This is a genomic window from Paenibacillus arenilitoris (assembly GCF_014705655.1).
In the GTDB taxonomy this organism is placed as follows: domain Bacteria; phylum Bacillota; class Bacilli; order Paenibacillales; family Paenibacillaceae; genus Pristimantibacillus; species Pristimantibacillus arenilitoris.
This window is the reverse complement of sequence record NZ_JACXIY010000023.1, coordinates 111,387-137,232: the sequence shown is the minus strand read 5'-3', so window position 1 is coordinate 137,232 and position 25,846 is coordinate 111,387. Positions and strand designations below refer to the sequence as shown.

The window sequence follows — 25,846 nt, the reverse complement described above, 5'->3', positions numbered from 1 at the left end:
TCTTCTGTTCCTCTCTCCGACAAAGGTTCTAAGCTTCTGAGTTTAAGTAACACGATTTGACGGCAATATTTTTGCAAGACTCAAGTGATATAAGCTATTCCATTTGATAGATTCCGTCCGGGCGTTCGTTTGAAAAGAGGAAAAAGCTCTGCTGGCCAATACGGTCGGCGGAGCTTGGATGCGGAGTGGGCAGGGGAGCGTACTCATCGGTTAATTCGTTTCGATATCGAACTTGCCGTTGTCCAGATCGTTGAGCAGCTGCGTGAGAATGATCCGCTTCGCAAACCGCATAAGGACGATATCCTCGTCCACGCCTCCGTGAACGTCGATGCTTTGGCTTAATTCGGTATCCTTCTTCTGCAAATGTTCGACTAACTTTTGACGATCAATATTCAACGGATGCACCCTCTAAATCCCGAATCGCGAACCGTTCACGTTCAGGAAGCGTCATGCGGCCGGAAGACCGCGACTCGTTTTCCTCGATTGTTTTGCGCTGTTTGTTCGACATTCGAACACCGTCCTTTGCATTGATACTCTTATTATATGCGAACATTTGTTCTTCATTCAAGAGCGGAGAAATAATTGACAAGGATCGGTTGCCGACCTGAATCTTAGCTCAGGCAGCATCCAATTACAAAAAAAAGCCCCTCCGGAGCAGTTTGCCAACCGCTTTAGAGGAGCAAAAACAAAGGTTATGTAAACATGGTACTTAATTAGGCGGCGTAATTCCAATTAGAAAACATTAAGGTAGATTAGAAACCGTTAATATCTGTTTGCGGAAAGGTTAATTTACGATGATGAGCCCGATCAATAGAGGGACTACTTGTTTGCGATTCAGGTGGTTGTTTCGAATTCGCTGAATCAAGGCTTGCTTGTAATGCGGCCATCCGGAACCATCTCTGAACTATAATAAACTAAGCCCGCTATCCATTAGGACGGCGGGCTTTATTCTTATTGTATCATTTCCTTTTTCTCGGGCGGCATTCAATCCGGCATTTTCCTACATCGCTGTCATCGTTGATCTGGAACCAGACGTCGGCATCAAACATCAGTAATGGTACAATCAAGTTCCCGTATACAGCATAATCTAAATGCTTCAGTCGTTTTAGGCCGCTCATGGCCAACACCTCCCCGCGTAAGCTCGCCAGCATGGTCTCCCCCCCCTGAGCAAATGGCCGGGGCATTCTATTATTTTCCCAAGCGCTTGGGAATTTGGTTCTATTCATTTTTCAGTAACTCATCTCGCAATGCTTTCTGCAAGACCTGGGAGAAATTTAATCCTGCTGCTTCAGCAGCTACATTTAAATCATGGGGGATAGTCAAAGTCTTTTTGTCGTATTTGATTTTTACGTTCAATGAGCAATAAACCAAAATCGTCTTTTGAGAAGGGCTTAATTCAATTTTATCCAGAGGCGTCGGATCAGGAATTTCTTCATTATCTTCTAATCGGCTTTCAATTGTCATTGAAAGAACTTCTTGAGCCCTGCGCATTGCTTGTTCAATGGATTCGGCTTGTGAAAGAGCTTCGTCAAGGTCCGGGAACATAATTGCGATATGCTTATCTGTAAAATCCAGAACAGCCGGGAACATATAATCTTTCTTCAATTGAGGCCTCCATTACATTTATTGTTTATAAGAACTTTACGGCAGGGAATTAACGTTTACGCTTCCCTCACCACCTAACCAGATAATAACACGTATTGATACGTGTCGGCATACTTCTTTTTATTCATATGTAAAAAAAATGCGATTGATTACGGAGCATATGTTTTGTATAAAATAGGAACAAACGTTCTTATTGGAATGATGGTCATGATCAACAAATACATTGGCCGTATCGTTCACACACAACCCATGCCCCGCGAGTTTTTAATGTCGATCAAATTATAGACGTAGAGCCGGTGAAACAACATGTCTCATAACAGAGTTATCATGCTTGCGGATTGTCAATCGTTTTATGCGTCGGCGGAAAAGGCGGATCGTCCCGAGTACAAAGATAAACCGCTCGTTGTGGCAGGTGTGGAAATCTACAATGAGGAAAAAACCTTGATATATAAGCTTTCCACAAAAAAATCGGGCGCCCCTTTCGGGACGCCCTTTTCATGGGAGAGGAGAAACCGGACGAAGAGCTTATGGGGAAACGTAAGTCTTCTCCGCGGTTGTCTACGGCATCTTGCGACGCCGATAATTGTATCATGTCCGCTTTAAGGCGAAATATACCTGTGCGCGGCATAAATATTTTCTGCCTCGTCGAGGCGTCCGTTTCGGCGGTGTTATTCGACAACGATCGGCTTTATTAATAAAGCCGATGTATGGTACGATAGGCGGGAATGAGTGTGAAGGGGGCAATTGCAGTGAGAGTCATTGCGGGCGAGGCCAAGGGCCGCGCGCTGAAGGCTGTGCCCGGCATGAATACGAGGCCGACCACGGATAAGGTGAAGGAAGCCATTTTCAGCATGATCGGACCTTATTTCGACGGAGGCATGGCGCTGGACCTGTTCGCGGGGACGGGCGGGCTCGGCATCGAGGCTTGGAGCCGCGGCGTGGAGAGGACGGTGTTCGTCGACCGGGACAAAATCAGCGTCGACGTCATTCGCCAAAACGTGCAGTCGGCCAAGATGGAAAGCGCCGCGGAAATTTACCGCAACGACGCGGAGCGTGCACTGAAAGCGCTAGCGAAGAGGGAACAACGGTTTCGGCTTGTTTTTCTTGATCCCCCGTACAAAATGACGACGATGGACGAAGTCATGGTCCAGCTCGCGGAGAACGGGCTGCTTGAGCCGAACGCCGTCATTGTCGTGGAGCATGACGCGGCACATCGTTACGCGGAGGCGCTGGGCGATTTTACGCAAATCAAGCATGCCCGATACGGCGACACCGCCGTTTCCATCTATACATACGATAACGAAGACAGCAGCGACGGGAGTGGGGCAGATGTCAACGAATAAACAAGAGCGAATCGCCGTATATCCGGGTACTTTCGATCCGGTTACGTACGGACATCTGGACATTATTAACCGATCCGCGAAGCAATTCGACCGGCTAATCGTAGCCGTCCTGAACAATACGAGCAAAAATCCGCTGTTCACGGTCGAGGAAAGAAAGGAATTGCTTACCGAGGTGACGGGCGGCATACCGAACGTGGAGATCGACAGCTTCCGCGACTTGCTCGTCCGCTTCATGAAGTCGAAGCAGGCCAACGTCATCATCCGGGGCATTCGCTCCGTTACGGATTTCGAATACGAGCTGCAGCTCGCGTCCACGAATCATCTGCTCGACGACGAGATCGATACGATGTTCATGATGACGAATCCGAAGTATTCGTATTTGAGCTCCAGCATCGTGAAGGAAATCGCGCAGTTTAACGGTGCCGTGCACGAGCTGGTGCCGCCGGTCGTCGAGCAGCGCTTGAGAGAGAAATACAAAGCGCGCGCGTAGCGGCTTCATAGGCCTGTTCCTATACGGAGTCGGTCGTTCGGCGAAAAGGCAGCAGCAGAACGGCGACGAAGAGGCCCGCCAGGGCGAGCGCGGTGCAAAGGGCGATCGAATACGGCCATAGCGCGGGAAGATCGCCGGCCTTCCAGGCGAAGGACGCGACCGTACCGGAATCGAAGGAGCCGTCCGGTCGAAAGGCCGGCGCCGCGCCGGGAGGAAGCAGCGCGCGAAGCAGCCTCGTAACGGGCTCCCAGAGCAGCACCATGAATACGAAAGCATGCGCCGCATGGACGGCTCTGGCCGCGAGGAACGGCAGCAGCTTCAGATCGGTGCCCGAGATCGCATACCCTGCCTGCAAAACGCCGCTTAGCCCGCTCCAAGCGAGCACGGCCGCAATGACGGCGAAGTTGAAGAGCGTGCCGGCGCCGGGCGCGTCCCATACGGCGGCGGCGTAGGCGCCGAGATGGCCCTCGAAGAAGGCTTGGGCGAGGAAGCCGAGTCCGGCGCCGTTCAACAGCGGACCGACGGCCGGCTCGGACAATTTGGCGAGCACGGCGGCGAAGATCATGAAGCCGCCGATCATCATCAGCTTCTGGACGCTGGCCGATACGGCGTCGCCAAGCGTTTTGCCGAAGCTGCGGCCGTCCTGTTCCCTTCCGATTCTGAGCGCTTCGGCGGCCCGCGCCAGCAATCCGGGCCGCGGGCCGGAGTCCGGGGCCGGGGATTCCTTCTCAAGCCTCTCCCGGCTGAGCAGCGCGACCGCGACCGTAAGCCAGAGCGCGGACAGCCAGACGGCCGCCGCAATGAGGATGCCGGCAACCGGCTTATGCATGAATCCGGCGCCGACGACGACGAGCATGAATAACGGATTCGGCATATGTGCAAGGGCTAGCAGTCGCTGGCCCTGTTGTTTTGTGACGAGCTTTCGCTTGCGGAGTGAGGCGGCCGCTTCCGCGCCGGAAGGATAGCCCCCCAGCCAGCCGAGGACGACGCATAACGCGGCTTCGCCGGGGAGCTTGAACAGGCGGCACATGGCCGGCTGCAGCAGCGTGCCGATCGCGTGAGCAAGCCCGAAGGCGGAGATCAATTCAAACAGGACGAGGAACGGCAGCAAGCCGGGGAATACGATGTCCCACCATACGGTCAGCCCCTGCAGCGAAGATTGAAAGGCGGCGTCCGGCTGAAGGATGATCGCCGCGACAAGCAGGATCGACAGGATTGCAAGCATTACCGTTTTGGCCAAAGCCGCTCAACTCCTTGATTCCGCGCGAGCGGATAGGTAATAAGAAAGGAAGGACAACCGTACGTTTAATAGTACGCTCGCGCGGCTGCGGATAGACCTGCTCGTCCGTCCGCCTAGCCTTGATCGGCAACCATGCCGCATAACCTTCATTTGTTTTTTTCGGGTTGAAGAGAGGGGGAAATCATGCGATCGAAACTGTCCGAGGTGCGCCGCATCTTTCTTATTGCGCTTTCGACGGCAGCGGCGATGTGGGTTCTGCTGTACGCCCCGACGCCGTACGTCGTCTACGAACCGGGCATCGCCGTTCCGGTCCGTCCGATGATTGCCGCCGAGGACGGCGATCCGCTCGGAGAGGGCGACTTCCTGCTGACCGCGGTCAAGCTGACGGAGCCGAATTTTCTCGGCGCCGTCCGAGCGATGTGGGACCGGAGCAAGGACGTTTATTCGAAGCGGGACGTGTTCCGGGGCTATACCGAGCAGCAATACGTCGACCGATTATCGGTTATTATGGAAGGCTCGCAAAACAACGCGGTCGAAGCCGCCTACCGTTACGCGAAATTGCCCTATAAGACGAAGGTCCGGTCGATCGTCGTATCGGACGTTGCGAGCGGCGATCAGGCGCTGGTGAAAACGTTCAAGTCGGGAGACAAGCTGCTGGGACTTAGCGGCGGCAAGCGGTTCGCGTCGACGGATGACGTGCTCGCCGCGCTCGAAGGACTCGATAAGTCGGCCAAAACGGCGTTCGACGTGGAGCGCGGCGGCGAGGTCCAATCCGTTCCGATCTACGCGGGAGCGTTCCAGGCTTCGATGGACGCGGAGCAGAAGCTGAAGGCGCTCGGCATCTTCGCGCTGACCGAGCTTCGCAGCCTGGAGCCGGCGGACGGGCGCAATCGCCTGACGATCGCGGCCGGCGAGATTGGCGGCCCTTCCGCGGGGCTCGTATTCGCGCTCCAAGCGATCGATTTATTGACCGAAGGAGATTTGTCCGGCGGCCGAACGATCGCGGCCACGGGGACGATAACGGCGGAAGGAAAGATCGGGGCGATCGGCGGCATCAAGCAGAAGATTGTCAAGGCAAGCGAGGAAGGCGCGCAGCTGTTCCTGGCGCCTGCGGACAACGCGGCGGAAGCGCGGACGACGGCGAAGTCGATTGGCGCTTCCATGAAGGTGGAGGCCGTCGATACGCTCGAGCAGGCGCTGGATCGGATCGAGGCATTCAACATGGCGGAAAACCGCCTATCTTAAACGGATGCCGTATCTTGCTTCATGGCATCGCAACCGGCTTGTCCGTAAAGTCCCGGAACAAGGCCGGCGCGGCGCCGCCTCCGGGCAGATCGAGCATGTAAGCGCCGGTGGCCCTCACGTCCAGCTCGAGGTAAGGATAAGGACGCGGCGGCCTGGCCGCGCTTAGAAGGACGGGCAATGCCGCGGCATCGCGCATGCGGCGCAGCAGCTGCCTGCCCTTTCCGGTAAAGCCGAGCACCCTTATGTACTCGACGCCGGCTGCAAGCTTCTCGGCCGTGAAATCGGCTTTGGCGTGCCCAAGGAGGACGGAGAGGAGGGCGCGCTGCAGCTTCGTTCGCGTGTAGCGCTTGGTCTTCAATGCTTCAAGAAGCTCTTCGAACCGCAAGCCGTCCAGCTTCGGAAGCGCATTCCGGATCCGATGCTCGAGTCCTTCGTTGAGCTCGCGCAGCTCCGCGAGCTGCTCCGCCGAACGGGTGACGATCGCGTGCAGAAGGGGGCGGGCGTAATTGTCCCAGCTTACCGGGCAGCGCCCGGCCAGCCACTCCTCGCGAAGGAACCGGTACGTCGACTCCGGCACGTACGGACCGGCCGCTTCGAGGGTCCGCTCCTCGAGCAGCATCTTCCGGATCGCGGTCGCGCTCGCGATCCGGCTGTCGGTCGCGGTCGTCTGGTTATATTGCGCCTTCTCCCGCGCGATCGTATAAGGCTTCATCGTGCCGCCGATCCGGTTCAGCGCGATCAAATAATGCAGGCCCAATGTATGATTTGGCATCGCGAATGGGAAATTAGCGGCAGAGGCATGTCCCCGCTCCGCCAAATAGTCGGATACGGCCGCGCTATAGGCGCCCGGGTAGCTGCCGCCGTCCTGCAGCCGCCGCTTCAGGATCGCTTTGAATTCGGGCGACTCCTTCGCCGTCAGCTCGGCCGCCTGCAACAGGGGGGCGAGCTCGCCGCTCTCCGTGCCGAAGCAGAAGGCGTCCACGACGCCGGTCGCCTCGAGCAGCGAGACGGCGCCGAAGGCGAACCATTCCGCGGCTTGCGTGGCGTACGCACAGGGCAGCTCGATGACGAGATCGCAGCCGCCGGCGAGCGCCATTCTCGTCCTCGTCCACTTGTCCAGCAGGGCGGGCTCGCCGCGCTGGAGAAAATGGCCGCTCATGACCGCGACGACGGCCTCCGCTTCCGTTATTTTGCGCGATTGCCGCAAATGATAGAGATGCCCGTTATGAAACGGGTTATATTCGACGATGAGCCCGACGGTTCGCATAAGCTCCATCCCCTCTATGTAAAATGTTGGCTGTTCTACTATAGCACAAGGCGGGGCATCCTTCATCGGCCGCTTCGGCTAAAAGGAAAACATGTGAAAATGTTGACAAAACGGTAGGCGGATAGATATAATAATCTTTGTTTGTTTGGGGTGATCTGATGCAGTTTCATATGCAAGAAGCGATGTCCAAACGTCTCAGAACGAATGTCGACGAACAACTGGACGTCGGCGGCCTATTCAAGGGTCGCCAAGATGTTTACCGCACGGGACCGCTGCACGTATCTCTCCGGATTGCCGGGCACGAAGGCTTCGTCGAAGCCGACGGCGAATTGTCCATCGATCTGGAGCTTGCCTGCTCCCGTTGCCTCGAGCCGGTGCGCGAGCATGTCGTCATCCCGTTCTCCGAGAAGTTCAAGCCCGCCGCGGCCGATATCGAGAGCGACGAGTACACCGAAGAAGAACTTAGCGAATTTATCGAGGTGGACGCGGACAAGTTGGACTTGAAGCCTTACATGGAAGAAGCGGTTCAGCTGTACATGCCGTACGCTCCGCTTTGCAGCGCGGACTGCAGCGGCCTCTGCCCGAATTGCGGGCAAAACTTAAATGAGCACTCATGCGGCTGCGACACGGCGAAGGTGGATGTCCGTTTCGCGGCGCTCAAGGATCTGTTTAAGGAATAGGCAATCGCGCCGATTGATTTTTTGAAGGAGGTGGGAAACATGGCAGTACCTCAACGTAGAACATCCAAAACTCGCCGCGACAAACGTCGCACGCATTTTAAGCTTGCAGTACCGGGCTTGGTGAAATGCGAGCAATGCGGAGAGCTCAAGATGGCTCACCGCGTATGCAAAGTGTGCGGATATTACAAAACAAAAGAGATCATCTCGCAATAATGGGACGGTTTCATCAATAGCACTTCATCGGGCGATGAGGTGCTATTTTTATGCCGGCGGCAACCGGAGAAGGCGGCGATGCGATTTCGCCAAAGGTTGGACGAGCCGCGTTGCGCTCCGGCCTATTTTTCTATATACTTGATTAGTACCAGGTGATAATATTAGGGGATATACATATACTATCCGTGAAGAAGGCTCAGGCCGCCCCTGCGGGGGTTAAAATAGTCCGACAGTCACTATACTGTAAAAGGTGGTGCCGAACATCGAACGAATGCCAAAACGGCAGCGGCATCAGCAGCTTGCCCGGCTAATTGAAGAAAATCCTTTTATTACGGACCGGGAGCTTACGCGCCAGCTCAAGGTAAGCATTCAGACGATCCGGCTGGACCGGATGGAGCTCGGCATTCCGGAGCTCCGGGAGCGGCTCAAGCTGATGGCGGAGCGTTCCTACGATTCCGTCCGGTCGCTTCCGCTGCACGAGGTGATCGGGGATATCGTCGATTTGGAACTCGACAAAAGCGGGATATCGGTGTTCGAAATCCGGGAGGAGCACGTGTTCTCCCGGACGGGCATCGCGCGGGGGCATCATGTGTTCGCCCAGGCGAACTCGCTCGCGGTCGCCGTCATTGACGATGAAATCGCGCTTACCGTAACGGCGGACATCCGGTTTATCCGGCCCGTGAAGCTGGGGGAGAAATGCATCGCCAAAGCTTACGTGAGGTCGATATCCGGAGAGCGGAGCAAAGCGAAGGTCGAGCTCTTTACGTACGTGGGCGACGAGATGGTGTTCCAAGGAAATTTCGTTATTTATCGGTCCGCTGGAGACAATGGCAGTGGAGGAGGAGACGGACATGCGGATCGCGATTGACGCAATGGGAGGGGATCATGCCCCGGGCTTGATCGTGCAGGGAGCGCTGGAGGCGGCGGCGCAGTGGCCGGATACGGAGCTGCTGCTAGTCGGCGATACGGCGGCGATCGAGCCGCTTATGAAGGGGGCGAAGCCCGCCAATGTGACGATCTGTCACGCGGATGAGGTTATCGGAGCGGACGACGAGCCGGTCAGGGCCGTTCGCCGCAAGAAAGGGGCTTCGATGGTCGTGGCCGGCCAGCTCGTGCGCGAGAATCAGGCGGACGCGATGCTGTCGGCGGGCAATACGGGCGCGCTGATGGCGACGGGCCTTCTCGTCGTGGGCAGAATGGAGGGCATCGAGCGCCCGGCGCTCGCGCCCATGATGCCGACGATGGACGACGTCGGCGTGCTTGCGCTCGACCTGGGCGCCAATATGGACGCGAAGGCGGAGCATTTGCTTCAGTACGCGATTATGGGAAGCATATACCGCGCGAAGGTGCACGGGCTCGAGAAGCCTCGCGTCGGCCTGCTGAACGTCGGGACGGAAGCGAAGAAGGGGAACGAGATTACGAAGGAAGCCTTCGATCTGCTCGAGCAAGCCCCGATTCATTTTATCGGGAACGTCGAAGCCCGGGACGTGCTGACGCGCAATTGCGACGTGCTCGTCTGCGACGGCTTTGCCGGCAACATCATGCTCAAGGCGATGGAAGGCGCGGCCGGAACGATTTTCTCGTCGCTCAAGGATGCCTTCGGCCAATCGCTCCTGACCAAACTCGCGGCGGCGATCATGCTGCCGAAGCTGCGAACGCTGAAGAAAAAAATGGATTATAAAGAGCATGGCGGCGCGCCGCTGCTCGGCTTGAACGGGCTTGTCGTGAAATGTCACGGCTCGTCGGACGTCGTCGCCGTGAAAAACGCGGTTCGTCAAGCGCGCATTGCGATCCAGGGTCAATTGATCGAATCGATCGCAGCTGAAATCAACGGGAAGTGAGTGTGCGAAATGAGTTTACATCCTGTCGGCATTATCGGAGCGGGCAAATATGTCCCCGAACGCATTTTAACGAATCAAGAGCTGGAGCAGATGGTCGAAACGAACGACGAATGGATCGTCACCCGGACGGGGATTAAGGAACGCAGGCTCGCTTCATCCGCGCAAGCGACCTCCGACCTCGCCTACGAAGCGTCCGTGAGAGCGCTCGAAGCAGCCGGTTTGACAGCAGAGGACATCGATCTGATCATCGTGGCCACGATCACGCCGGATATGTCGTTTCCGTCGACCGCATGCCTGATTCAGGACAAGCTCGGCGCGAAGAAGGCGGCGGCGTTCGATTTGTCCGCGGCTTGCTCTGGCTTCATTTATGGGCTTGCGACCGGCTCGAACATGATCGCGACCGGCATGTACAAGCATGTGCTCGTCGTCGGGGCCGAAACGCTCTCCCGCATTACCGATTACACGGACCGCAACACCTGCATCCTGTTCGGGGACGGGGCGGGCGCCGTCGTGCTCGGCCAAGTTCCGGAAGGCAGGGGCTTCCGGTCGTTCGAGCTCGGCGCGGACGGCGGCGGAGGCGAACTGCTTAAGGTGCACGGCGGCGGCTCCCGCGTGCCGGCATCGGAGGAAAGCGTGCAAAGCAAGCAGCATTACATCCATATGGCGGGCAACGACGTATTCAAGTTCGCGGTACGCATTATGGGCAGCGCGGCGGAAGACGCCTTGCTGAAGGCCGGGCTCGATAAGAACGACATCGACCTGCTCGTTCCGCACCAGGCGAACATCCGCATCATCCAATCGGCGATGAACCGCTTGAATCTATCCGAAGACAAAGCGATGATCAACCTGGACAAGTACGGCAATATGTCGGCCGCCTCCATTCCGGTCGCGCTGTCGGAAGCGGCCGAGCAGGGACGCTTGAAGGAAGGCGACTGCATCGTGCTCGTCGGCTTCGGCGGCGGATTGACATGGGGCGCGTCGGTACTCATTTGGTAATTTTATCGCGAATGGTATAAAGGAGGAAGCTTACTTGAGCAAGACTGCATTTGTTTTTCCGGGGCAAGGGGCGCAGGCGGTCGGCATGGGCAGAGATGCCTACGAAGCGTCGGAACGCTCTCGCGGCGTCTTCGAGAAGGCGGACGAGGCGCTCGGATTCGGGCTCGGCCGCATCATCTTCGAGGGGCCGGAGGAGTCGCTGAAGCAGACGGCGAACACGCAGCCCGCGCTGCTGACCGTTAGCGTCGCGCTGCTCGAAGCGCTCGAGGGTCGCGGCTTGAAGCCCGACTTCGTCGCGGGGCACAGCCTGGGCGAATACAGTGCGCTCGTGGCGGCTGGGGCGATCTCGTTCGAGGACGCCGTCCGCACCGTCCGCGCGCGCGGCCAGTTCATGGAGCAGGCGGTGCCGAGCGGGCAGGGCGCCATGGCTGCGGTGCTCGGCGCGGAGCGCGAGGCGCTGGCGGCGCTATGCGCCCGGGTGACGGAAGGCGGTTCGGCCGTCGAGCTCGCGAACGTCAATTGCCCGGGGCAGATCGTCGTCTCCGGCACGGCCGCAGGCGTGCAGACGATCGTCGAGCGCGGCAAGGACGAGGCGGGCGCGAAGCGGGTCATTCCGCTCGAGGTGAGCGGTCCGTTCCACTCTTCGCTCATGAAGCCTGCCGCCGAGCAGCTTCAAAGCGTACTGGCTTCGCTTGCGCTGCATGACGCGTCGGTACCCGTCATCGCGAACGTGACGGCGCGGCCGGCGACGAAGGCGGACGATATTCGCGGGCTGCTGGTCGAGCAGGTGTATTCGCCCGTCTTGTGGGAGGACAGCGTCCGGTATTTGATCGAGCAGGGCGTGGATACGTTCGTGGAGATCGGATCGGGGACGGTGCTTGCCGGCTTGATCAAGAAGATCGACAAAAACGCGCGCGTTCTGTCGGTGAACAGCTACTCCGCGCTTGAGGCGCTGTAAGCAACCTATACGTGAATGGGAGGAATGACGATGTTTGCCAGCCTGGAAGGGAAGAAGGCGCTCGTAACCGGGGCGTCGCGCGGCATCGGCAGGGCGATCGCGATCGCCTTGGCGGAAGCGGGCGCGGACGTGGCCATTAATTATTCCGGCGGCGAAGCGGCCGCGGCGGAGACGGCGCAGGCCGTCGAGGCGCTCGGAAGACGCGCGATCGTTCTGAAAGCGAACGTCGGCAAGGCGGACGAGTTCGAAGCGATGGCGAAGGAAGTCGTCGATCAATTCGGGTCGCTCGATATTTTGGTGAATAACGCGGGCATTACAAGAGATAATTTAATTATGCGCATGAAGGAAGAAGAGTTCGACCAGGTCATCGAGACGAACCTGAAGGGCGTGTTCAACGGGATCAAGGCGGTTACCCGCACGATGATGAAGCAGCGCTCGGGCCGAATCATCAATATTTCTTCTGTCGTTGGCGTGCTCGGAAATCCGGGGCAGGCCAACTACGTCGCCGCGAAGGCCGGCGTCATCGGCCTGACGAAGGCCAGCGCGCGCGAGCTTGCTTCGCGCGGCATAACGGTGAACTGCGTCGCGCCGGGCTTTATTCAGACCGAAATGACGGACAAGCTGCCGGAAGAAATGCGGCAGAGCCTGTCCGGCCAAATTCCGCTCGCCCGTCTCGGAGATCCTTCCGATATCGCAAGCGCGGTCCGCTTCCTGGCTTCGGACGCCGCGGCATACATGACAGGCCAGACGATCCACGTGGACGGCGGCATGTACATGTAATGCCATAAATTCCGCGGCTTGGAATTAAAACGGTTGCGTATGGCATTTTATCTTTAATTCTCGTATAATACCATGGAGGAGGTGAACCGGATGTCCGACGTAGTAGAACGCGTAAAACGTATCGTCATCGACCGTCTCGGCGTGGACGAAGCGGAAGTAACACTTGAAGCTTCTTTTAAAGATGACCTCGGCGCTGACTCTCTTGATGTCGTTGAATTGGTCATGGAGCTGGAAGACGAGTTCGATATGGAAATTTCTGATGAAGATGCAGAGACAATCACCACTGTGGGAGAAGTAGTTAAATACATACAATCTCATACGTAAGAAGGACAAGTCCCGTTCTAGCCGACGGGACTTCTCTCCATCCGGACGATTTTCATTTTTTGGAAGATGTTAAGCGCTTAGCTTTTATATACAAGGAAGCACGGGCTTCCATATTGCTGTCCGTAGAGGTGAATCATATGAAACAAAGAGTTGTGGTAACCGGCATGGGGGTAATAACCTCGCTTGGTTCCGAGTTGGAGCAGTTTTGGGGCAATTTGCTGGATGGCAAATCCGGCGTTTCGCATATCGAGGCGTTCGACGTGTCCGAATATCCGACGCACATCGCCGCCGAAATCAAAAATTTCAATCCCGAGGATTACGGGCTGGACAAGAAGGAAGCGCGCCGCATGGACCGGTTCGTGCAGTTCGCTTCGGTCGCGAGCCAGCTCGCGGTGAAAGACGCCGATCTCAAAATCGGCGAGAACGCGGACGCCGAACGCGTCGGCGTCATGGTCGGCTCCGGCATCGGCGGCCTCGGCACATGGGAAGACCAGCACAATATTTTGCTCGAGAAAGGCCCGAAGCGCGTCAGCCCGTTCTTTATCCCGATGATGATCGCGAACATGGCATCCGGCCAGATCTCGATGCTGACCGGGGCGAAGGGACCGAACAGCACGGCGGTGACCGCCTGCGCGACGGGCACCCATTCGATCGGGGACTCGTTCAAAATGATCCAGCGCGGCGACGCGGACGTCATGATCGCCGGCGGAGCGGAAGCGACGATCCGGCCGACCGGCATGGCGGGCTTCTGCTCGATGCGGGCGATGTCCGTGCGCAACGACGAGCCCGAGAAGGCGAGCCGCCCGTTCGATATCGACCGCGACGGCTTCGTCATGGGAGAGGGCGCGGGCATCCTTGTGCTGGAGTCGCTTGAGCACGCGCAGGCGCGCGGAGCCAAAATTTACGCGGAAGTGATCGGGTACGGCATGAGCGGCGACGCCCATCACATGACCGAGCCCGATCCGGACGGCGCGGCGCGCTGCATGACGAAAGCGCTCAAGGACGCCGGCCTGGAGCCTTCCGACATCGACTACATCAACGCGCATGGCACCTCGACCCCGATCGGGGACCGTTCGGAGACGAAAGCGATCAAGAAAGCGTTCGGCGACCATGCCTACAAGCTGGCCGTCAGCTCCACGAAATCGATGACCGGCCACCTGCTCGGCGCGGCCGGCGGCGTGGAAGCCGTCATTCTCGGCTTGACGCTGCAGCGCGGCGTTATCGCTCCGACCATCAACCTTGACAATCCGGATCCGGAATGCGATCTCGATTATGTGCCGAACAAGCCCCGCGAAGCGAACGTGCGCACGGCTCTCTCCAATTCCTTCGGGTTTGGCGGACACAACGCGACGATCGTGATGAAAGTATATGAAGCGTGATTCTTTCCAGGAGCTGCAGCAGCGTCTGCAGCTCAGCTTCGAGCGAACGAAGCTGCTTAAGCAAGCGTTTACCCACACCTCTTACGTGAACGAGCATAAGAGGGGGTCCGCCCAAGACAACGAGCGGCTTGAATTTCTTGGCGACGCCGTGCTGCAGCTGCTCGTGTCCGAATATTTATTCGGCACGTATCCGCAGCGTCCGGAAGGGGAGCTGACGCGCATGCGCGCATCCATCGTCTGCGAGCCGTCGCTCGCGCAATTCGCCGAGCGGCTCGATCTCGGCTCGCACGTACTGCTCGGCCGAGGGGAAGAGCAGCTCGGCGGGCGGCAAAGGCAGGCGCTGCTGGCCGACCTGTTCGAGTCGTTCATCGGCGCGATCTATCTGGACGCGGGCATCGAGAGGACGAGAGCGTTCCTCGCCGAGCATATGTTTCCGTTCGTGGAATCCAACGATTACGGACTGCTCATGAAGGATTCGAAGTCGAAGCTGCAGGAACGGTCGCAGCATCACGGCCTCGGACCGGTCGAGTACCGGATTTTGGAGGAGAGAGGCCCCGCCCACGACCGGGAGTTCGTCGTGGAAGTTTACCTCGGCGACGAACGCTTCGGCGTCGGCAGCGGGAGGACGAAGAAGGAAGCGGAGCAGCGCGCCGCCGCGGAGGCATGGCGCAAGCTGTCGCAGGAGCAAGCATGAACGCTTAAGCGAGCGTTCCGCCAGGCCGGACGGCCGGCGGGCGCTCTTTTTTTTTGCCGCGGGCGAGCGGGCGCGTGGTTATCAAGGCCTACGGGATGTGGTACAATGAGGGGTGAGGTGAATGCCAAGACATGTTTCTGAAACGGATTGAATTATCGGGTTTTAAGTCGTTCGCCGACAAGACGGAGATGGAGTTCGTAACCGGCATCACCGCGGTCGTAGGCCCGAACGGAAGCGGCAAGAGCAACATTTCGGACGGGATCCGCTGGGTGCTCGGCGAGCAAAGCGCGAAGAGCCTGCGCGGCGGCAAGATGGAGGACATCATTTTTGCCGGAAGCGACGCCCGCAAGGCGGTCAATTACAGCGAGGTATCGCTTACGCTCGATAACGGCGACGGCGCTTTGCCGCTCGAGTACAACGAGGTAACGGTTACCCGCCGGGTGCACCGGAGCGGCGACAGCGAATACTTGATAAACAAGCAGCCCTGCAGGCTGAAGGATATTACCGAGCTGTTCATGGATACGGGCATTGGCAAAGAAGCGTACTCCATTATCGGACAGGGCCGGATCGAGGAAATTTTGAGCACGCGCTCGGAGGATCGCCGCGGCATTTTCGAAGAAGCTTCGGGCATCGTGAAATACAAGTCGCGCAAGCGCGAGGCGCAGCGGAAGCTGGAGGAGACGGAGCAAAACCTGCTGCGGATTCACGACCTCGTGTCGGAGCTCGACGATCAGGTCGGCCCGCTGCGGAAGCAGTCCGAGAAGGCGATCCAATTTAAGGCGCTGAAGGAACAGCTGAAGACCAAAGAGATTTCGATGTACGTACATAACATAGAGCAGATTCACGCCAATTGGTCGGAGGCTAACGGCAAGCTGGAGCGGCTGCAGCAGGAGCAGCTCCAGCTTTCGACCGTTGTAAGCAAGCACGACGCCCATTTGGAGAAGGATCGGCAGCAGCTTCGCGAGCTGGAGCTCGAGCTGGACGCCTTGCACGAGTCGATGCTGCAAATCAGCGAGGACTTCGAGAAATGCGAGGGCTACGGCGAAGTGCTCAAGGAGCGCAAGCGCAATCTGGAGCAGAACAAACGACAACTAGAGGAATCGATCGCCCTGCAGGATGCGCGAATCGTCACGCTGACGCAGGAGGAAGCGGAATTCCGGAGCCGCGCCGCGGCGCTTGAGCTTCAGCTGGCCGATATTCGGGCGAAGATCGCCGAAGAGGAAGCCAGGCTGCTCGGCGTAGCGGGCGGGACGGTCGCCGACGCGGAAGAAACGCTGAAGGGCGAGCTGCTTGAAGTGCTTAGCGCGATGGCTCAGCACCGGAACGAGATCCGGTACGCGGCTCAGCAGCGGGAAACGCTGCAGCGGCGGATGGAGCGGATCAGCGAGGACGAGTCGAAATGGACGGAGCAGCATGCGCGGCTCGAGGAGAAACGTTCCGATCTGACGGAGCGTCTCGAAGCTTCGATCGCCCGGCTCGAGCATTCGCGAAGCCGGATGCTGACCGAATCGGACAAGGCCAAAGCGGTCGCGCAAAGCTTGGACGAGGTTACCATGGCGATCCGGAAGTGGGAGCAGAAGCTCGACAGCCACGTCTCGCGGCGCGATACGATGAAGGAAATGCAGGACGCGCTCGACGGCTTCATGCAGGGCGTCAAGGAAGTGCTCAAGGCGTCGCGCCGGGCAAGCGGCGGCATTGGCGGCGTGCACGGCGCGGTAGCCGAGCTGATGCGCGTGCCCGAGCGGATCGAGACCGCGGTCGAGACCGCGCTCGGCGGCGCGCTGCAGCATATCGTCATGGAGGACGAGAAATCCGCGCGGGCGGCGATCGGCTTCTTGAAGCAGCGTCAGCTCGGACGGGCGACGTTCCTGCCGCTCGACGTCATCCGGGGCCGCCAGGTGCCGGAGCATGACAAGCGGATGGCCGAATCGGTGGACGGCTTCGTCGGCGTTGCGGCCGACTTGGTCAGCTCGGACAGCCGATATTCGGCGATCGTGAACAACCTGCTCGGGAACGTCCTGCTAGCCGAGACGCTCGAGCAAGCGAACCGGATCGCCTCCAAGTGCCAGTATCGGTACCGGGTCGTTACGCTTGAAGGGGATATCGTCAACGCGGGCGGCTCGATGACCGGCGGCAGCCTTCAGAAGAAAGGCGCCAGCCTGCTCGGCAGACAGCGCCAGATCGAAGCGCTCGACCTAGAAATCGCGGACGCGAACAAGATGGTCGGACAGCTAAGGGACAAGCTCAGCGATTTGCGGAAGGAGCATTCGATCCTTACGCATAACATCGAGGAGCTGCGGGAGCTAGGCGAGCGGAGCCGGATCGAGGAGCAGCAAATCAGGGCGGAGCTGCAGCAGCTTCATAATGAAGCGAAGCATCTGGACGAGCAGAAGCAGCTTCATACGTCGGATCGCACGACACACCAGGCCGAGCATAAGGATTTGCAGGCGGCCGCGGCCGCGGCCGAGGAGCGGCTCGAGCAGCTGACCTTGGACGAGGCGAGGCTTCAAGAAGCGATCCGCCTTGCCGAGGAGCGGCGCAAAGCGAGCGAAACGGCGAAGGAAGAGCTGCAGGGCCAGCTGACGGATATTAAAATTTTGGCGGCAAAAACCGACCAGGAGAAGGTGTCGTTCGAGGATCAGGCGTCCCGCGTTCGCGCCGATATCCAGCGCGCGAAGCAGGAGCTTGCAAGTCTCCGCTCCCTCTTGGAGCAGCAGGAGGAGGAGCTCGAACGCCATAATGACGAAACGGTGAAGCAGATCGAGCAGCTCAACCATCTGCGGCTGAAGAAGCAGGAATGCGCCGAGCAGACCGATTTGAAGCGGGCGGCGCGCGCGCAGAGGATCATCGAGCTCGATCAGGGCGAGAGCGAGACGAAGGAGCAGCGAGCGCAGCTCAGGCAGGTCGAGGAGCAGCTGCGGCAGACGGAAATCGCCGCGAACCGGCTCGACGTGGAGCTGGACAATCTGCTTCGCAAGCTTAGCGAGGAGTATGAGCTCAGCTACGAGCTTGCCAAGGAGCAATATCCCGTTCCCGAGGACGTGCCCGGCACGCAGAACGAGGTTCGGGATTTGAAACGGCAAATTACGGCGCTGGGCGAAGTGAACCTCGGAGCGATCGAAGAGTACGAGCGCGTCAAGGAACGGTTTGAATTTTTGTCGGCGCAGAAGGACGATCTGATCGAAGCGAAGACGACGCTGTATCAGGTCATCCGGGAAATGGACGAGGAGATGTCGAAGCGGTTCCGAACGACGTTCGAAGCGATCAGAGGCCATTTCGTCGTCGTCTTCGCCAAGCTGTTCGGCGGAGGCCGGGCCGATCTGGTGCTCGCGGAGCCGGACAACGTGCTCGAAACCGGCATCGATATCGTCGCGCAGCCTCCGGGCAAGAAGCTGCAAAACTTGCAGCTGCTCTCCGGCGGCGAGAGGGCGCTCACCGCGATCGCCTTGTTGTTCGCGATTTTGCAGGTGAAGCCGGTGCCGTTCTGCGTGCTCGACGAGGTCGAAGCGGCGCTCGACGAGGCGAACGTATCGCGGTTCGCCCAGTATTTGAGGGAGTTTTCCGGACTTACGCAGTTCATCGTCGTGACGCACCGCAAAGGAACGATGGAGGAAGCCGACGTGCTCTACGGCGTGACGATGGAGGAAGGCGGCGTATCGAAGCTCGTGTCCGTGCGGCTTGAGGAAGACGAGGCGGTCTCCGCGTAAATAAAGAAGGGCCGTGCGGCATCGGCGGCCGAAGGAGTTGGAAGGAATGAGTTTTTTTAAGAGGCTGAAGGAAAGCATCTCGACCAAGACGGAAGCGGTAACGTCGATTTTCAAGGACGGGCTGGCGAAGACCCGCACGGCGTTCGTCGAGAAGGTCGAGGAGCTCATTACCCGGCGCAAAAAAATCGACGAGGAATTTTACGAGGAGCTTGAGGAAATATTGATCGGCGCGGATGTCGGCGTCTCGACCGTCATGCAGCTGATCGAAGAGCTGCGCGCCGAGGTGAAGAAGCGCAAAATCGAGGACGCGGCCGAATTGCAGCCGGTGCTGTCGGAGAAGCTCATCGAGCTAATGAAGGGCGACGAGGAAGCCGGACTGCGCATGGCGGAAAGCGGCATAACCGTCTATTTGTTCGTCGGCGTCAACGGCGTCGGCAAGACGACGACGATCGGCAAGCTCGCGCACAAGTTCAAAAGCGAGGGCAAGAGCGTGCTGCTCGCCGCCGGCGATACGTTCCGCGCTGGCGCGATCGAGCAGCTCGAGGTATGGGGACAGCGCGTCGGCGTCGACGTCATCAAGCAGCAATCGGGCTCCGATCCGGCGGCCGTCATGTACGACGCCGTTCAAGCGGCCAAGCAGCGCGGCGTTGACGTTCTGTTGTGCGACACGGCCGGCAGACTGCAGAACAAGACGAACCTGATGGAAGAGCTGAACAAAATATTCCGCGTCATACGGCGCGAGCTGCCGGACGCGCCGCACGAGGTGCTGCTCGTGCTGGACGCGACGACGGGACAGAACGCGCTCAGCCAGGCGAAGCTGTTCGGCGAGAAGAGCGGCGTCACCGGCCTCGTCCTGACGAAGCTGGACGGCACGGCGAAGGGCGGCATTGTGATCGCGATCCGGAACGAGCTCAGCCTGCCGGTGAAGCTCGTCGGCCTCGGCGAGAAAATGGGCGATTTGCAGCAGTTCGATTCGGAGCAGTTCATCCACGCTCTATTCGCCGGCTTGATCCAGCGCGAAACGGCGGATGACGCGGAGTAAGCGAACTAAAACGCGAGCTTGGGCCGTTCCGGCTATGACCGGCCGCACCGTAGAGGCCACGGGAAGGTGACAAGGCGAATTGCTTGACAGACGCACGCTTCTTCGTGTATGATAAGAAACGTTGTTCCGGTGTAAAGGGATTTTCCTTGACGGCGGCGCAGTTATCGAGCGGGAGGGCTACGGAATGAAAGCGAACGAGCCAGACGCCTTATCCAAGACGACTCGGATTAACTTGTTGTTCGATTTTTACGAGCCGCTCTTGACGGAGAAGCAGCGGACGTTTCTTAAATATTATTTTCACGACGATTTTTCGCTAGGCGAAATATCCGCGGAATTCGGCATCAGCCGGCAAGCGGTCTACGAGCATATTAAACGCGCCGAGCAGGTGCTTGAAGGCTATGAGAGCAAGCTGAGCCTGCTCGCGAGACATGAGTCGCTGCAGAGGCTGACGGAACAGCTCGCAAGCAGGGTGAACGGGCTGGCTATTAACGAGAAGGACAGGCAAGCGCTCATGAAGGTGATCGCGCAGCTCGGCGCGGCGGAATAAACGAAGAGTGGAGGTGACGGTACATGGCAGCGTTCGAGAGCTTATCGAATCGGCTTCAAAACGTGTTCAGCAAGCTGAAGGGCAAGGGCAAAGTATCCGAGGACGACGTGAACGAGGCGATGCGCGAGGTACGGCTGGCGCTTCTGGAGGCGGACGTCAACTTCAAGGTCGTGAAAGATTTCATCGCGAAGGTGAAGGAGCGCGCGATCGGACTCGAGGTGTCCAAGAGCTTTACGCCCGGCATGGTCGTCATCGATATCGTCAACAAAGAGCTCACCGAGCTCATGGGCGGCACGCAGAGCAAGCTGGCGAAGGCGAACAAGCCGCCGACGGTCGTCATGATGGCCGGCCTGCAGGGCGCGGGCAAGACGACGACGACGGGGAAGCTGGCCAAGCTGCTTCAGAAGGGCAACCATAAGCCGCTCCTGATTGCGTGCGACATTTACCGTCCGGCTGCGATCAAGCAGCTGCAAGTGCTTGGCGAACAGATCAAAGCGCCGGTATTCTCGCTCGGCGATCAGACATCGCCGGTGGAAATCGCGCGAGCCGGCCTACAGCACGCGAAGGAGAACGGCAACGATTACGTCATTATCGACACGGCGGGCCGGCTGCATATCGACGAGGAGCTGATGGAGGAGCTGAAGCAAATCCATCAGGCGACGAAGCCGGACGAAGTGCTGCTTGTCGTCGACGCGATGACCGGACAAGACGCGGTCAACGTGGCGAAGAGCTTCCATGAGCAGCTTGAGCTTACGGGCGTCGTGCTGACGAAGCTCGACGGCGACACGCGCGGCGGCGCGGCGCTGTCGGTCAAGGCCGTCACCGGCTGTCCGATCAAGTTCGCGGCGATGGGCGAGAAGATCGATTCGCTCGAGCCGTTCCATCCGGAACGGATGGCTTCCCGCATTCTCGGCATGGGCGACATGCTGTCCCTCATCGAGAAGGCGCAGTCGAACATCGACGCGGAGAAAGCGAAGGAAATGGAACGCAAAATGCGCACCGCGGAATTTACGTTCGACGATTTCCTCGAGCAGATGGAGCAGGTTCGAAACCTCGGCCCGCTCGATCAAATTATGGATATGCTGCCCGGCATGAACAAGATGAAGGGCATGAAGGACCTCAAGGTCGACGAGAAGCAGATCGGCCGCGTCGAAGCGATCGTGCGCTCCATGACGAAGGAAGAGAAGCAGAAGCCCGAGCTGCTTAACCACAGCCGGCGCAAGCGGGTTGCGGCGGGGAGCGGCACGACGATCGTCGAGGTGAACCGGTTGATCAAGCAGTTCGACGACATGAAGAAAATGATGAAGCAGTTCTCGTCGATGATGGGCCCGAAAGGACCGAAAGGCAAAAAAGGGCTGAAAGGGCTGCTTGGCAAAAACATGAAATTCCCGTTCTAAACGGTTTTTATTCGTTGAAGGAGGTGAAATACCATGGCAGTACGTATTCGTTTGAAAAGAATCGGCGCTCACAAAGCTCCGTTCTACCGCGTAGTCGTATCGGATTCCCGTTCGCCGCGCGACGGACGTTTTATCGAAGAGATCGGCACTTACAACCCGGTTACGCAACCGGCTCAAGTATCGATTAACGAAGAAAAAGCGTTGAAATGGCTGCAAACCGGGGCGCAAGCTTCCGATACCGTTCGCGACTTGCTTTCCAAAGCCGGTGTTCTGAAAAAGTTCCATGAGCTTAAGCAACAGAAATAACGGTTGAACAGCGGAGGGCCTTGAGATGAAAGAATTGATTCTTGTCATAGCGAAGGCTTTGGTCGATCACCCGGATCGGGTGCAAGTGAACGTGAAGGAAGATGACCGCGGCACGGTATACGAGCTTTCGGTTCACCCCGAGGATATCGGTAAAATCATCGGTAAACAAGGACGCATAGCGAAAGCGATGCGCACGGTCGTTACTTCAGCCGCCGTCAAATCGCAAAAGCGCGTCATTGTCGACATTATGTCATAATGTGCGCCATTATCGGAGGGCCGGGATATCATCCTGGCTCTCTTCTGCTATGCGGCTGCGTCTCCCTGCGTGGGGCGCAGCCTTCTGCATAAATCGCGAGCTTGCCTATGGCGCCGGACGAGCCGGTGCCGCAAGGAACGGCATCGGCCGCGTACGCTTGATGTATAATACGGTTATACACCTAACGAAGGGCTGGTTATCATGAACGAGAAATGGTTTGCCGTCGGGAAGATCGTAAATACGCACGGCATTCGCGGCGAGCTTAAGGTGCTGCCGCAAACGGATTTTGCCGACGTCCGGTTCGCGCCGGGCAGCAAGCTGCGCATGTTGAACGAAGAGAGCGGCGCCTCTCAGGAAGTGAAGGTCGAAAGCGCGCGCGCGAACAAAAATGTATTCATCGTGAAGCTGGATGGGTTCCATGACATTAATCTCGTCGAGAAGTACAAGGGCTGGGTGCTTAAAGTATCCGAAGCGGATCTGGTGGAGCTGGGCGACGGCGAATATTACTATCATGAAATAATCGGCTGCCGCGTCGTGACCGAGGAGGGCGAGGAGCTCGGCGTCATATCCGAGATTTTGAGCCCGGGCGCGAACGACGTATGGGTCGTGGAACGCCCGAAGGGCAAAGGAAAGCAGATCCTTATTCCGGTCATCGACGACGTTCTGATCGGCGTGGACAAGCAGGAGAAGCTCGTAACGGTAAGGCTTATGGAAGGGTTGATTTAACCGATGAAGATCGATGTGCTGACGCTGTTTCCGGAAATGTTCGACGGCGTGTTCGGCGCGAGCATCCTGGGCAAGGCGCGGGAGAAAGGGATCGTTTCGCTTGAGGCGATCAACTTCCGGGCTTATTCGACGAACAAGCATAACACGGTGGACGATTACCCGTACGGCGGGGGAGGCGGTATGGTTCTGAAGCCGGAGCCGGTATTCGCCGCGGTCGAAGCGCTTAAGCACGAAGAGGGCTTTCGCCCGCGCGTTATTTTGATGTGCCCCCAAGGGGAGCCGTTCACGCAGCGGAAAGCCGAGGAGCTTGCAAGCGAGCGGCATCTCGTGCTCATATGCGGCCATTACGAAGGGTATGACGAACGGATTCGGGAGCATCTCGTGACGGAAGAGCTGTCGATCGGCGATTACGTGCTGACCGGCGGCGAGCTGCCGGCGATGGTTGTCATCGACAGCGTCGTCAGGCTGCTTCCGGGCGTGCTCGGCAACGAGTCGTCCGCGGTGACCGACTCGTACAGCACGGGACTGCTCGAGCACCCGCATTATACGCGTCCCGCCGAATTTCGGGGCTGGCCGGTTCCGGATGCGCTGATCTCGGGCCATCACGGCAACATTGAAGCGTGGCGGCGCGAGCAGTCGCTGCTGCGTACGCTTCGACGCCGCCCGGATTTGCTTGAGACTGCCGAACTTACGGATAAGGAGAAGAAATGGCTGGACGCCATGAAACGGGAAACGGCCGAGAAATCGCCGGATTCCTGATTATGGCGCGTAAAAGTTTTGGGTATAATAGGTATCATAGCTGCCGCCGAAGGCTGTGCCGGTGCCGAGCCGCGTATATTTGGCCGAAAGCAGCGATTCGCGGTGTCCGGATTCGGAATTCATCCAGCCGTAATGCGCGTAAATGGCGTTCCGGTAGCCCGCCGCGATATTTTCCGCAGCGGAGCTGTAGCGGATTCCTTCGTTCTTCATTCGAGCGAACGGGGACAGCCCGTCCGGATTCGCGTGGTCGAAGAAATCGCGTTTCATCATATCCGCGCTATGCTTGCGGGCCGACGCTGAGGCCGGCTTATCCCACGAGAGAGCGGGGATGCCGCGGGACGAACGTTCCGCGTTCGCGAGGTCGAACAGCTGTTGTTCGTAGGCGGACTGCAGCTTCGCGGAATAAGCCGGCTTGGACGATGTGGCTGCCGATGCATCCATGCGAAGCATACCGATGATTTTATCGTTGTCATGCCGGTCGACGAATAGCGCGATCTGTTCGCTGCCGGCGGCGTAAGCGAAATAATCGTCCTCCGTCCTTCCCTTGGCGGCCGTTCCGACGCGCTTCTTGGCCTCTGCGAGCGTCATGCCGACCGATACGCCGTCGCTTGTTCGCCAGCTGCCGGAGGAGCCTGAGAACAATGCCGTTACGCGATTGTCCAGCACGCCGTACATGCTGTAATTCGAATAGCCGCCTGTATATACATACCAAGCAAAGCCGTACTCGCTCGGATCGATTCGGGACGGCTTGCCGAGCGATCGGGTCATTTCCTGCAAGCTGTCGCCGAGCGCGACGCCTCCGAGCGAAGTGCCTGTCTCGGCAATGGTTGCGGTAGAGAGCGAATCCTTGTGGAGCTTCAGGTTATAAAAGAACGTCAGGGCTTCCGCGCGCGTAAGCTTGCCGTCGGGCTCGTAGCCGCCGACCGTGGCGGAAGTCCGGCCGTTCGAAATGCGCTCGCTCAGCAGCCATTCGATCGCGCCTTGCTCGCTGTACGCTTTGCCGTTAGCCGCGGACGCCAGGAGCAGCGCCGCTTGCCCGCGGCGGAACGACCCGCCGTCGTTGTCGTAAAACAACGGCCAGCCGTGACTGTCGGCATAAGCGTAATAGGGCTGCGACCAGTCGCCGCCGGCTTTCGCATCCGAGACGAGTCCGTAAGCGCGGAGCAGCATCGCGAGAAATTCCGCTTCGGTCACGAGCTTGTTCGGGCGGAAGGAGCCGTCGGCGTAGCCCTGCGCCAAATGTTGTTCGACGGCCCACGAGATGTACTCTCCCGCCCAATGTCCGGCCGTGTCGGTGAACGATAAAGGGGCAGCGGCCGTATGAGCGGGGATCGGAACCGCCGCCATGATCAAGGCCGCGCTCAGGCTTGATTTTATAAGTGCCATTCGCAATCGTTTCATAGGAAACAAAACATACACCTCATTTATTGCCGAAGTTTGTCTTGTCCAGTATACATGAAACGAACGCTTAAAAAACGTGTTGTATTATTGGGCGCCGTGTGGTAAAATTTCTAATGTTGTTTGTTAACTCGGACGGTCCGCTATCAGCGATGAACCTATTCGGTGGAATAAGGCGAGCTTATAAGAACGTCTATGGTGGAAGGAGTGAATCAAATGAATCTTTTACAAACGATCGCGCAAGAAAACCTGCGCCAAGATCTGCCAAGCTTTCGCCCTGGCGATACGCTGAAAGTTCACGTAAAGGTCATCGAGGGATCCCGCGAACGCATCCAGCTGTTCGAAGGCGTCGTTATCAAGCGCCGCGGCGGCGGAATCAGCGAGACGTTCACCGTGCGCAAAATTTCCTACGGTGTAGGCGTGGAGAGAACGTTCCCGCTTAACTCGCCAAAAATCGAGAAAATCGAAGTGGCTCGCCGCGGTAAAGTTCGCCGTGCGAAATTGTACTACCTTCGCAGCCTTCGCGGCAAAGCTGCCAGAATCAAAGAAATCCGTTAAGATCAAACGACAAGAGGGGCTTGCGCAAACAAGCTCCTTTTCGTATTTTCTACATACTACAGCATAAGGAAGAAGGCGAACGGAGTGGACTCACA

General features: G+C 58.2%; 28 protein-coding genes and 1 pseudogene. 23 read left to right on the top strand and 6 right to left on the bottom strand.

What is annotated here, in order from left to right; genetic code table 11:
• Positions 1–210: 210 nt before the first annotated feature.
• From IDH41_RS19565 to IDH41_RS19555, 3 genes are all read right to left on the bottom strand, one after another.
• Positions 211–396 carry a hypothetical protein gene (locus IDH41_RS19565; RefSeq protein WP_190864004.1) on the bottom strand — a complete coding sequence of 62 codons (186 nt, stop codon included), beginning with the start codon at positions 394–396 and terminating at the stop codon, positions 211–213.
• Positions 397–959: 563 nt separating this feature from the next.
• Positions 960–1,151, bottom strand: a complete 192-nt coding sequence (locus IDH41_RS19560) for a hypothetical protein (protein ID WP_190864002.1) — start codon at positions 1,149–1,151, stop codon at positions 960–962.
• Between the two features lie 67 nt (positions 1,152–1,218).
• On the bottom strand, positions 1,219–1,605 hold the full coding sequence (locus IDH41_RS19555; RefSeq protein ID WP_190864000.1) for a type II toxin-antitoxin system HicB family antitoxin: 387 nt from the start codon (positions 1,603–1,605) through the stop codon (positions 1,219–1,221).
• A gap of 306 nt (positions 1,606–1,911) precedes the next feature.
• Here IDH41_RS19555 and IDH41_RS31485 point away from each other — a divergent pair.
• The 3 genes and pseudogenes from IDH41_RS31485 to coaD form a co-directional block, all read left to right on the top strand.
• A pseudogene (locus tag IDH41_RS31485) lies at positions 1,912–2,019 on the top strand (Y-family DNA polymerase); the annotation flags it as partial.
• 335 nt (positions 2,020–2,354) lie between these two features.
• Positions 2,355–2,948 (top strand): 16S rRNA (guanine(966)-N(2))-methyltransferase RsmD, encoded by a 594-nt coding sequence (gene rsmD, locus IDH41_RS19550; RefSeq protein WP_190863999.1) that lies wholly within the window; start codon positions 2,355–2,357, stop codon positions 2,946–2,948.
• Positions 2,935–3,438: a pantetheine-phosphate adenylyltransferase gene (gene coaD / locus IDH41_RS19545; protein ID WP_190863997.1), complete on the top strand. Its 504-nt coding sequence runs from the start codon at positions 2,935–2,937 to the stop codon at positions 3,436–3,438. The genes rsmD and coaD overlap by 14 nt, the downstream gene beginning before the upstream one ends.
• A gap of 19 nt (positions 3,439–3,457) precedes the next feature.
• On the opposite strand, the gene IDH41_RS19540 is transcribed toward coaD, so the two are convergent.
• Positions 3,458–4,678, bottom strand: a complete 1,221-nt coding sequence (locus IDH41_RS19540; RefSeq protein WP_190863996.1) for a nucleoside recognition domain-containing protein — start codon at positions 4,676–4,678, stop codon at positions 3,458–3,460.
• A gap of 183 nt (positions 4,679–4,861) precedes the next feature.
• On the opposite strand from IDH41_RS19540, the gene IDH41_RS19535 reads away from it, so the two are divergent.
• Complete coding sequence (locus IDH41_RS19535) at positions 4,862–5,923, top strand: S16 family serine protease (RefSeq protein WP_190863994.1); 1,062 nt, start codon at positions 4,862–4,864, stop codon at positions 5,921–5,923.
• Between the two features lie 19 nt (positions 5,924–5,942).
• Here the strand turns inward: IDH41_RS19535 and IDH41_RS19530 are convergent, their stop codons facing one another.
• On the bottom strand, positions 5,943–7,190 hold the full coding sequence (locus IDH41_RS19530; RefSeq protein ID WP_190863993.1) for a nucleotidyltransferase: 1,248 nt from the start codon (positions 7,188–7,190) through the stop codon (positions 5,943–5,945).
• 158 nt (positions 7,191–7,348) lie between these two features.
• Here IDH41_RS19530 and IDH41_RS19525 point away from each other — a divergent pair, with 158 nt between their 5' ends.
• The 18 genes from IDH41_RS19525 to trmD all read left to right on the top strand — a co-directional run bounded on the left by IDH41_RS19525 (position 7,349) and on the right by trmD (position 23,795).
• Positions 7,349–7,870: a YceD family protein gene (locus tag IDH41_RS19525; RefSeq protein ID WP_190863991.1), complete on the top strand. Its 522-nt coding sequence runs from the start codon at positions 7,349–7,351 to the stop codon at positions 7,868–7,870.
• Between the two features lie 39 nt (positions 7,871–7,909).
• Positions 7,910–8,083, top strand: a complete 174-nt coding sequence (gene rpmF, locus IDH41_RS19520) for a 50S ribosomal protein L32 (RefSeq protein ID WP_190863989.1) — start codon at positions 7,910–7,912, stop codon at positions 8,081–8,083.
• Positions 8,084–8,354: 271 nt separating this feature from the next.
• The gene (gene fapR / locus IDH41_RS19515) at positions 8,355–8,951 is read left to right on the top strand and encodes a transcription factor FapR (protein WP_190863987.1); all 597 of its coding nucleotides are present in this window, start codon (positions 8,355–8,357) and stop codon (positions 8,949–8,951) included.
• Positions 8,935–9,924, top strand: a complete 990-nt coding sequence (plsX, locus tag IDH41_RS19510) for a phosphate acyltransferase PlsX (RefSeq protein ID WP_190863985.1) — start codon at positions 8,935–8,937, stop codon at positions 9,922–9,924. Before fapR ends, plsX begins: the two co-directional genes overlap by 17 nt.
• A 9-nt stretch (positions 9,925–9,933) precedes the next feature.
• Positions 9,934–10,920: a beta-ketoacyl-ACP synthase III gene (locus IDH41_RS19505; protein ID WP_190863984.1), complete on the top strand. Its 987-nt coding sequence runs from the start codon at positions 9,934–9,936 to the stop codon at positions 10,918–10,920.
• Between the two features lie 34 nt (positions 10,921–10,954).
• Complete coding sequence (gene fabD / locus IDH41_RS19500) at positions 10,955–11,878, top strand: ACP S-malonyltransferase (protein ID WP_190863982.1); 924 nt, start codon at positions 10,955–10,957, stop codon at positions 11,876–11,878.
• Positions 11,879–11,908: 30 nt separating this feature from the next.
• Positions 11,909–12,658, top strand: coding sequence for a 3-oxoacyl-[acyl-carrier-protein] reductase (gene fabG, locus IDH41_RS19495; RefSeq protein WP_190863980.1), 750 nt, complete (start codon positions 11,909–11,911; stop codon positions 12,656–12,658).
• A 90-nt stretch (positions 12,659–12,748) separates the two neighbouring features.
• Positions 12,749–12,982: an acyl carrier protein gene (locus IDH41_RS19490; RefSeq protein WP_190863978.1), complete on the top strand. Its 234-nt coding sequence runs from the start codon at positions 12,749–12,751 to the stop codon at positions 12,980–12,982.
• Positions 12,983–13,119: 137 nt separating this feature from the next.
• The gene (fabF, locus tag IDH41_RS19485) at positions 13,120–14,361 is read left to right on the top strand and encodes a beta-ketoacyl-ACP synthase II (RefSeq protein ID WP_190863976.1); all 1,242 of its coding nucleotides are present in this window, start codon (positions 13,120–13,122) and stop codon (positions 14,359–14,361) included.
• Positions 14,351–15,055, top strand: coding sequence for a ribonuclease III (gene rnc, locus IDH41_RS19480; protein ID WP_190863974.1), 705 nt, complete (start codon positions 14,351–14,353; stop codon positions 15,053–15,055). Before fabF ends, rnc begins: the two co-directional genes overlap by 11 nt.
• Before the next feature lie 131 nt (positions 15,056–15,186).
• Positions 15,187–18,762, top strand: coding sequence for a chromosome segregation protein SMC (gene smc, locus IDH41_RS19475; protein ID WP_190863973.1), 3,576 nt, complete (start codon positions 15,187–15,189; stop codon positions 18,760–18,762).
• A gap of 46 nt (positions 18,763–18,808) precedes the next feature.
• Positions 18,809–19,804 (top strand): signal recognition particle-docking protein FtsY, encoded by a 996-nt coding sequence (ftsY, locus tag IDH41_RS19470; RefSeq protein WP_190863972.1) that lies wholly within the window; start codon positions 18,809–18,811, stop codon positions 19,802–19,804.
• 184 nt (positions 19,805–19,988) lie between these two features.
• Positions 19,989–20,351 (top strand): putative DNA-binding protein, encoded by a 363-nt coding sequence (locus IDH41_RS19465; protein ID WP_190863971.1) that lies wholly within the window; start codon positions 19,989–19,991, stop codon positions 20,349–20,351.
• 23 nt (positions 20,352–20,374) lie between these two features.
• Entirely contained in the window at positions 20,375–21,748 is a 1,374-nt protein-coding gene (ffh, locus tag IDH41_RS19460; RefSeq protein WP_190863970.1) for a signal recognition particle protein, read from the top strand.
• 33 nt (positions 21,749–21,781) lie between these two features.
• Positions 21,782–22,054 (top strand): 30S ribosomal protein S16, encoded by a 273-nt coding sequence (gene rpsP / locus IDH41_RS19455; protein ID WP_190863969.1) that lies wholly within the window; start codon positions 21,782–21,784, stop codon positions 22,052–22,054.
• 25 nt (positions 22,055–22,079) lie between these two features.
• Positions 22,080–22,310 (top strand): KH domain-containing protein, encoded by a 231-nt coding sequence (locus IDH41_RS19450; protein WP_190863968.1) that lies wholly within the window; start codon positions 22,080–22,082, stop codon positions 22,308–22,310.
• Positions 22,311–22,511: 201 nt separating this feature from the next.
• Positions 22,512–23,036: a ribosome maturation factor RimM gene (gene rimM / locus IDH41_RS19445; protein WP_190863967.1), complete on the top strand. Its 525-nt coding sequence runs from the start codon at positions 22,512–22,514 to the stop codon at positions 23,034–23,036.
• Positions 23,037–23,039: 3 nt separating this feature from the next.
• A complete protein-coding gene (trmD, locus tag IDH41_RS19440; RefSeq protein WP_190863965.1) occupies positions 23,040–23,795 on the top strand; it encodes a tRNA (guanosine(37)-N1)-methyltransferase TrmD in 756 nt (251 codons plus the stop codon).
• Here trmD and IDH41_RS19435 read toward each other — a convergent pair whose 3' ends face one another.
• On the bottom strand, positions 23,796–25,181 hold the full coding sequence (locus IDH41_RS19435) for a CAP domain-containing protein (RefSeq protein WP_190863963.1): 1,386 nt from the start codon (positions 25,179–25,181) through the stop codon (positions 23,796–23,798). It abuts the gene before it with no gap.
• 228 nt (positions 25,182–25,409) lie between these two features.
• Here IDH41_RS19435 and rplS point away from each other — a divergent pair, with 228 nt between their 5' ends.
• Entirely contained in the window at positions 25,410–25,751 is a 342-nt protein-coding gene (gene rplS, locus IDH41_RS19430) for a 50S ribosomal protein L19 (RefSeq protein WP_190864013.1), read from the top strand.
• The last annotated feature ends 95 nt before the right edge of the window (positions 25,752–25,846 follow it).

Bases quoted from the DNA above. Each gene is read 5' to 3' on its own strand.
- IDH41_RS19525 (WP_190863991.1), top strand. From the start codon at position 7,349: ATGCAGTTTCATATGCAAGAAGCGATGTCCAAACGTCTCAGAACGAAT.
- coaD (WP_190863997.1), top strand. From the start codon at position 2,935: ATGTCAACGAATAAACAAGAGCGAATCGCCGTATATCCGGGTACTTTC.
- IDH41_RS19530 (WP_190863993.1), bottom strand. From the start codon at position 7,190: ATGCGAACCGTCGGGCTCATCGTCGAATATAACCCGTTTCATAACGGG.
- IDH41_RS19465 (WP_190863971.1), top strand. From the start codon at position 19,989: ATGAAAGCGAACGAGCCAGACGCCTTATCCAAGACGACTCGGATTAAC.
- IDH41_RS19435 (WP_190863963.1), bottom strand. From the start codon at position 25,181: ATGGCACTTATAAAATCAAGCCTGAGCGCGGCCTTGATCATGGCGGCG.
- IDH41_RS19490 (WP_190863978.1), top strand. From the start codon at position 12,749: ATGTCCGACGTAGTAGAACGCGTAAAACGTATCGTCATCGACCGTCTC.
- ffh (WP_190863970.1), top strand. From the start codon at position 20,375: ATGGCAGCGTTCGAGAGCTTATCGAATCGGCTTCAAAACGTGTTCAGC.
- trmD (WP_190863965.1), top strand. From the start codon at position 23,040: ATGAAGATCGATGTGCTGACGCTGTTTCCGGAAATGTTCGACGGCGTG.
- fapR (WP_190863987.1), top strand. From the start codon at position 8,355: ATGCCAAAACGGCAGCGGCATCAGCAGCTTGCCCGGCTAATTGAAGAA.
- plsX (WP_190863985.1), top strand. From the start codon at position 8,935: ATGCGGATCGCGATTGACGCAATGGGAGGGGATCATGCCCCGGGCTTG.
- rpsP (WP_190863969.1), top strand. From the start codon at position 21,782: ATGGCAGTACGTATTCGTTTGAAAAGAATCGGCGCTCACAAAGCTCCG.
- IDH41_RS19505 (WP_190863984.1), top strand. From the start codon at position 9,934: ATGAGTTTACATCCTGTCGGCATTATCGGAGCGGGCAAATATGTCCCC.
- rpmF (WP_190863989.1), top strand. From the start codon at position 7,910: ATGGCAGTACCTCAACGTAGAACATCCAAAACTCGCCGCGACAAACGT.
- IDH41_RS19535 (WP_190863994.1), top strand. From the start codon at position 4,862: ATGCGATCGAAACTGTCCGAGGTGCGCCGCATCTTTCTTATTGCGCTT.
- IDH41_RS19450 (WP_190863968.1), top strand. From the start codon at position 22,080: ATGAAAGAATTGATTCTTGTCATAGCGAAGGCTTTGGTCGATCACCCG.
- rnc (WP_190863974.1), top strand. From the start codon at position 14,351: ATGAAGCGTGATTCTTTCCAGGAGCTGCAGCAGCGTCTGCAGCTCAGC.
- ftsY (WP_190863972.1), top strand. From the start codon at position 18,809: ATGAGTTTTTTTAAGAGGCTGAAGGAAAGCATCTCGACCAAGACGGAA.
- rplS (WP_190864013.1), top strand. From the start codon at position 25,410: ATGAATCTTTTACAAACGATCGCGCAAGAAAACCTGCGCCAAGATCTG.
- IDH41_RS19560 (WP_190864002.1), bottom strand. From the start codon at position 1,151: ATGCTGGCGAGCTTACGCGGGGAGGTGTTGGCCATGAGCGGCCTAAAA.
- fabF (WP_190863976.1), top strand. From the start codon at position 13,120: ATGAAACAAAGAGTTGTGGTAACCGGCATGGGGGTAATAACCTCGCTT.
- fabG (WP_190863980.1), top strand. From the start codon at position 11,909: ATGTTTGCCAGCCTGGAAGGGAAGAAGGCGCTCGTAACCGGGGCGTCG.
- rimM (WP_190863967.1), top strand. From the start codon at position 22,512: ATGAACGAGAAATGGTTTGCCGTCGGGAAGATCGTAAATACGCACGGC.
- smc (WP_190863973.1), top strand. From the start codon at position 15,187: ATGTTTCTGAAACGGATTGAATTATCGGGTTTTAAGTCGTTCGCCGAC.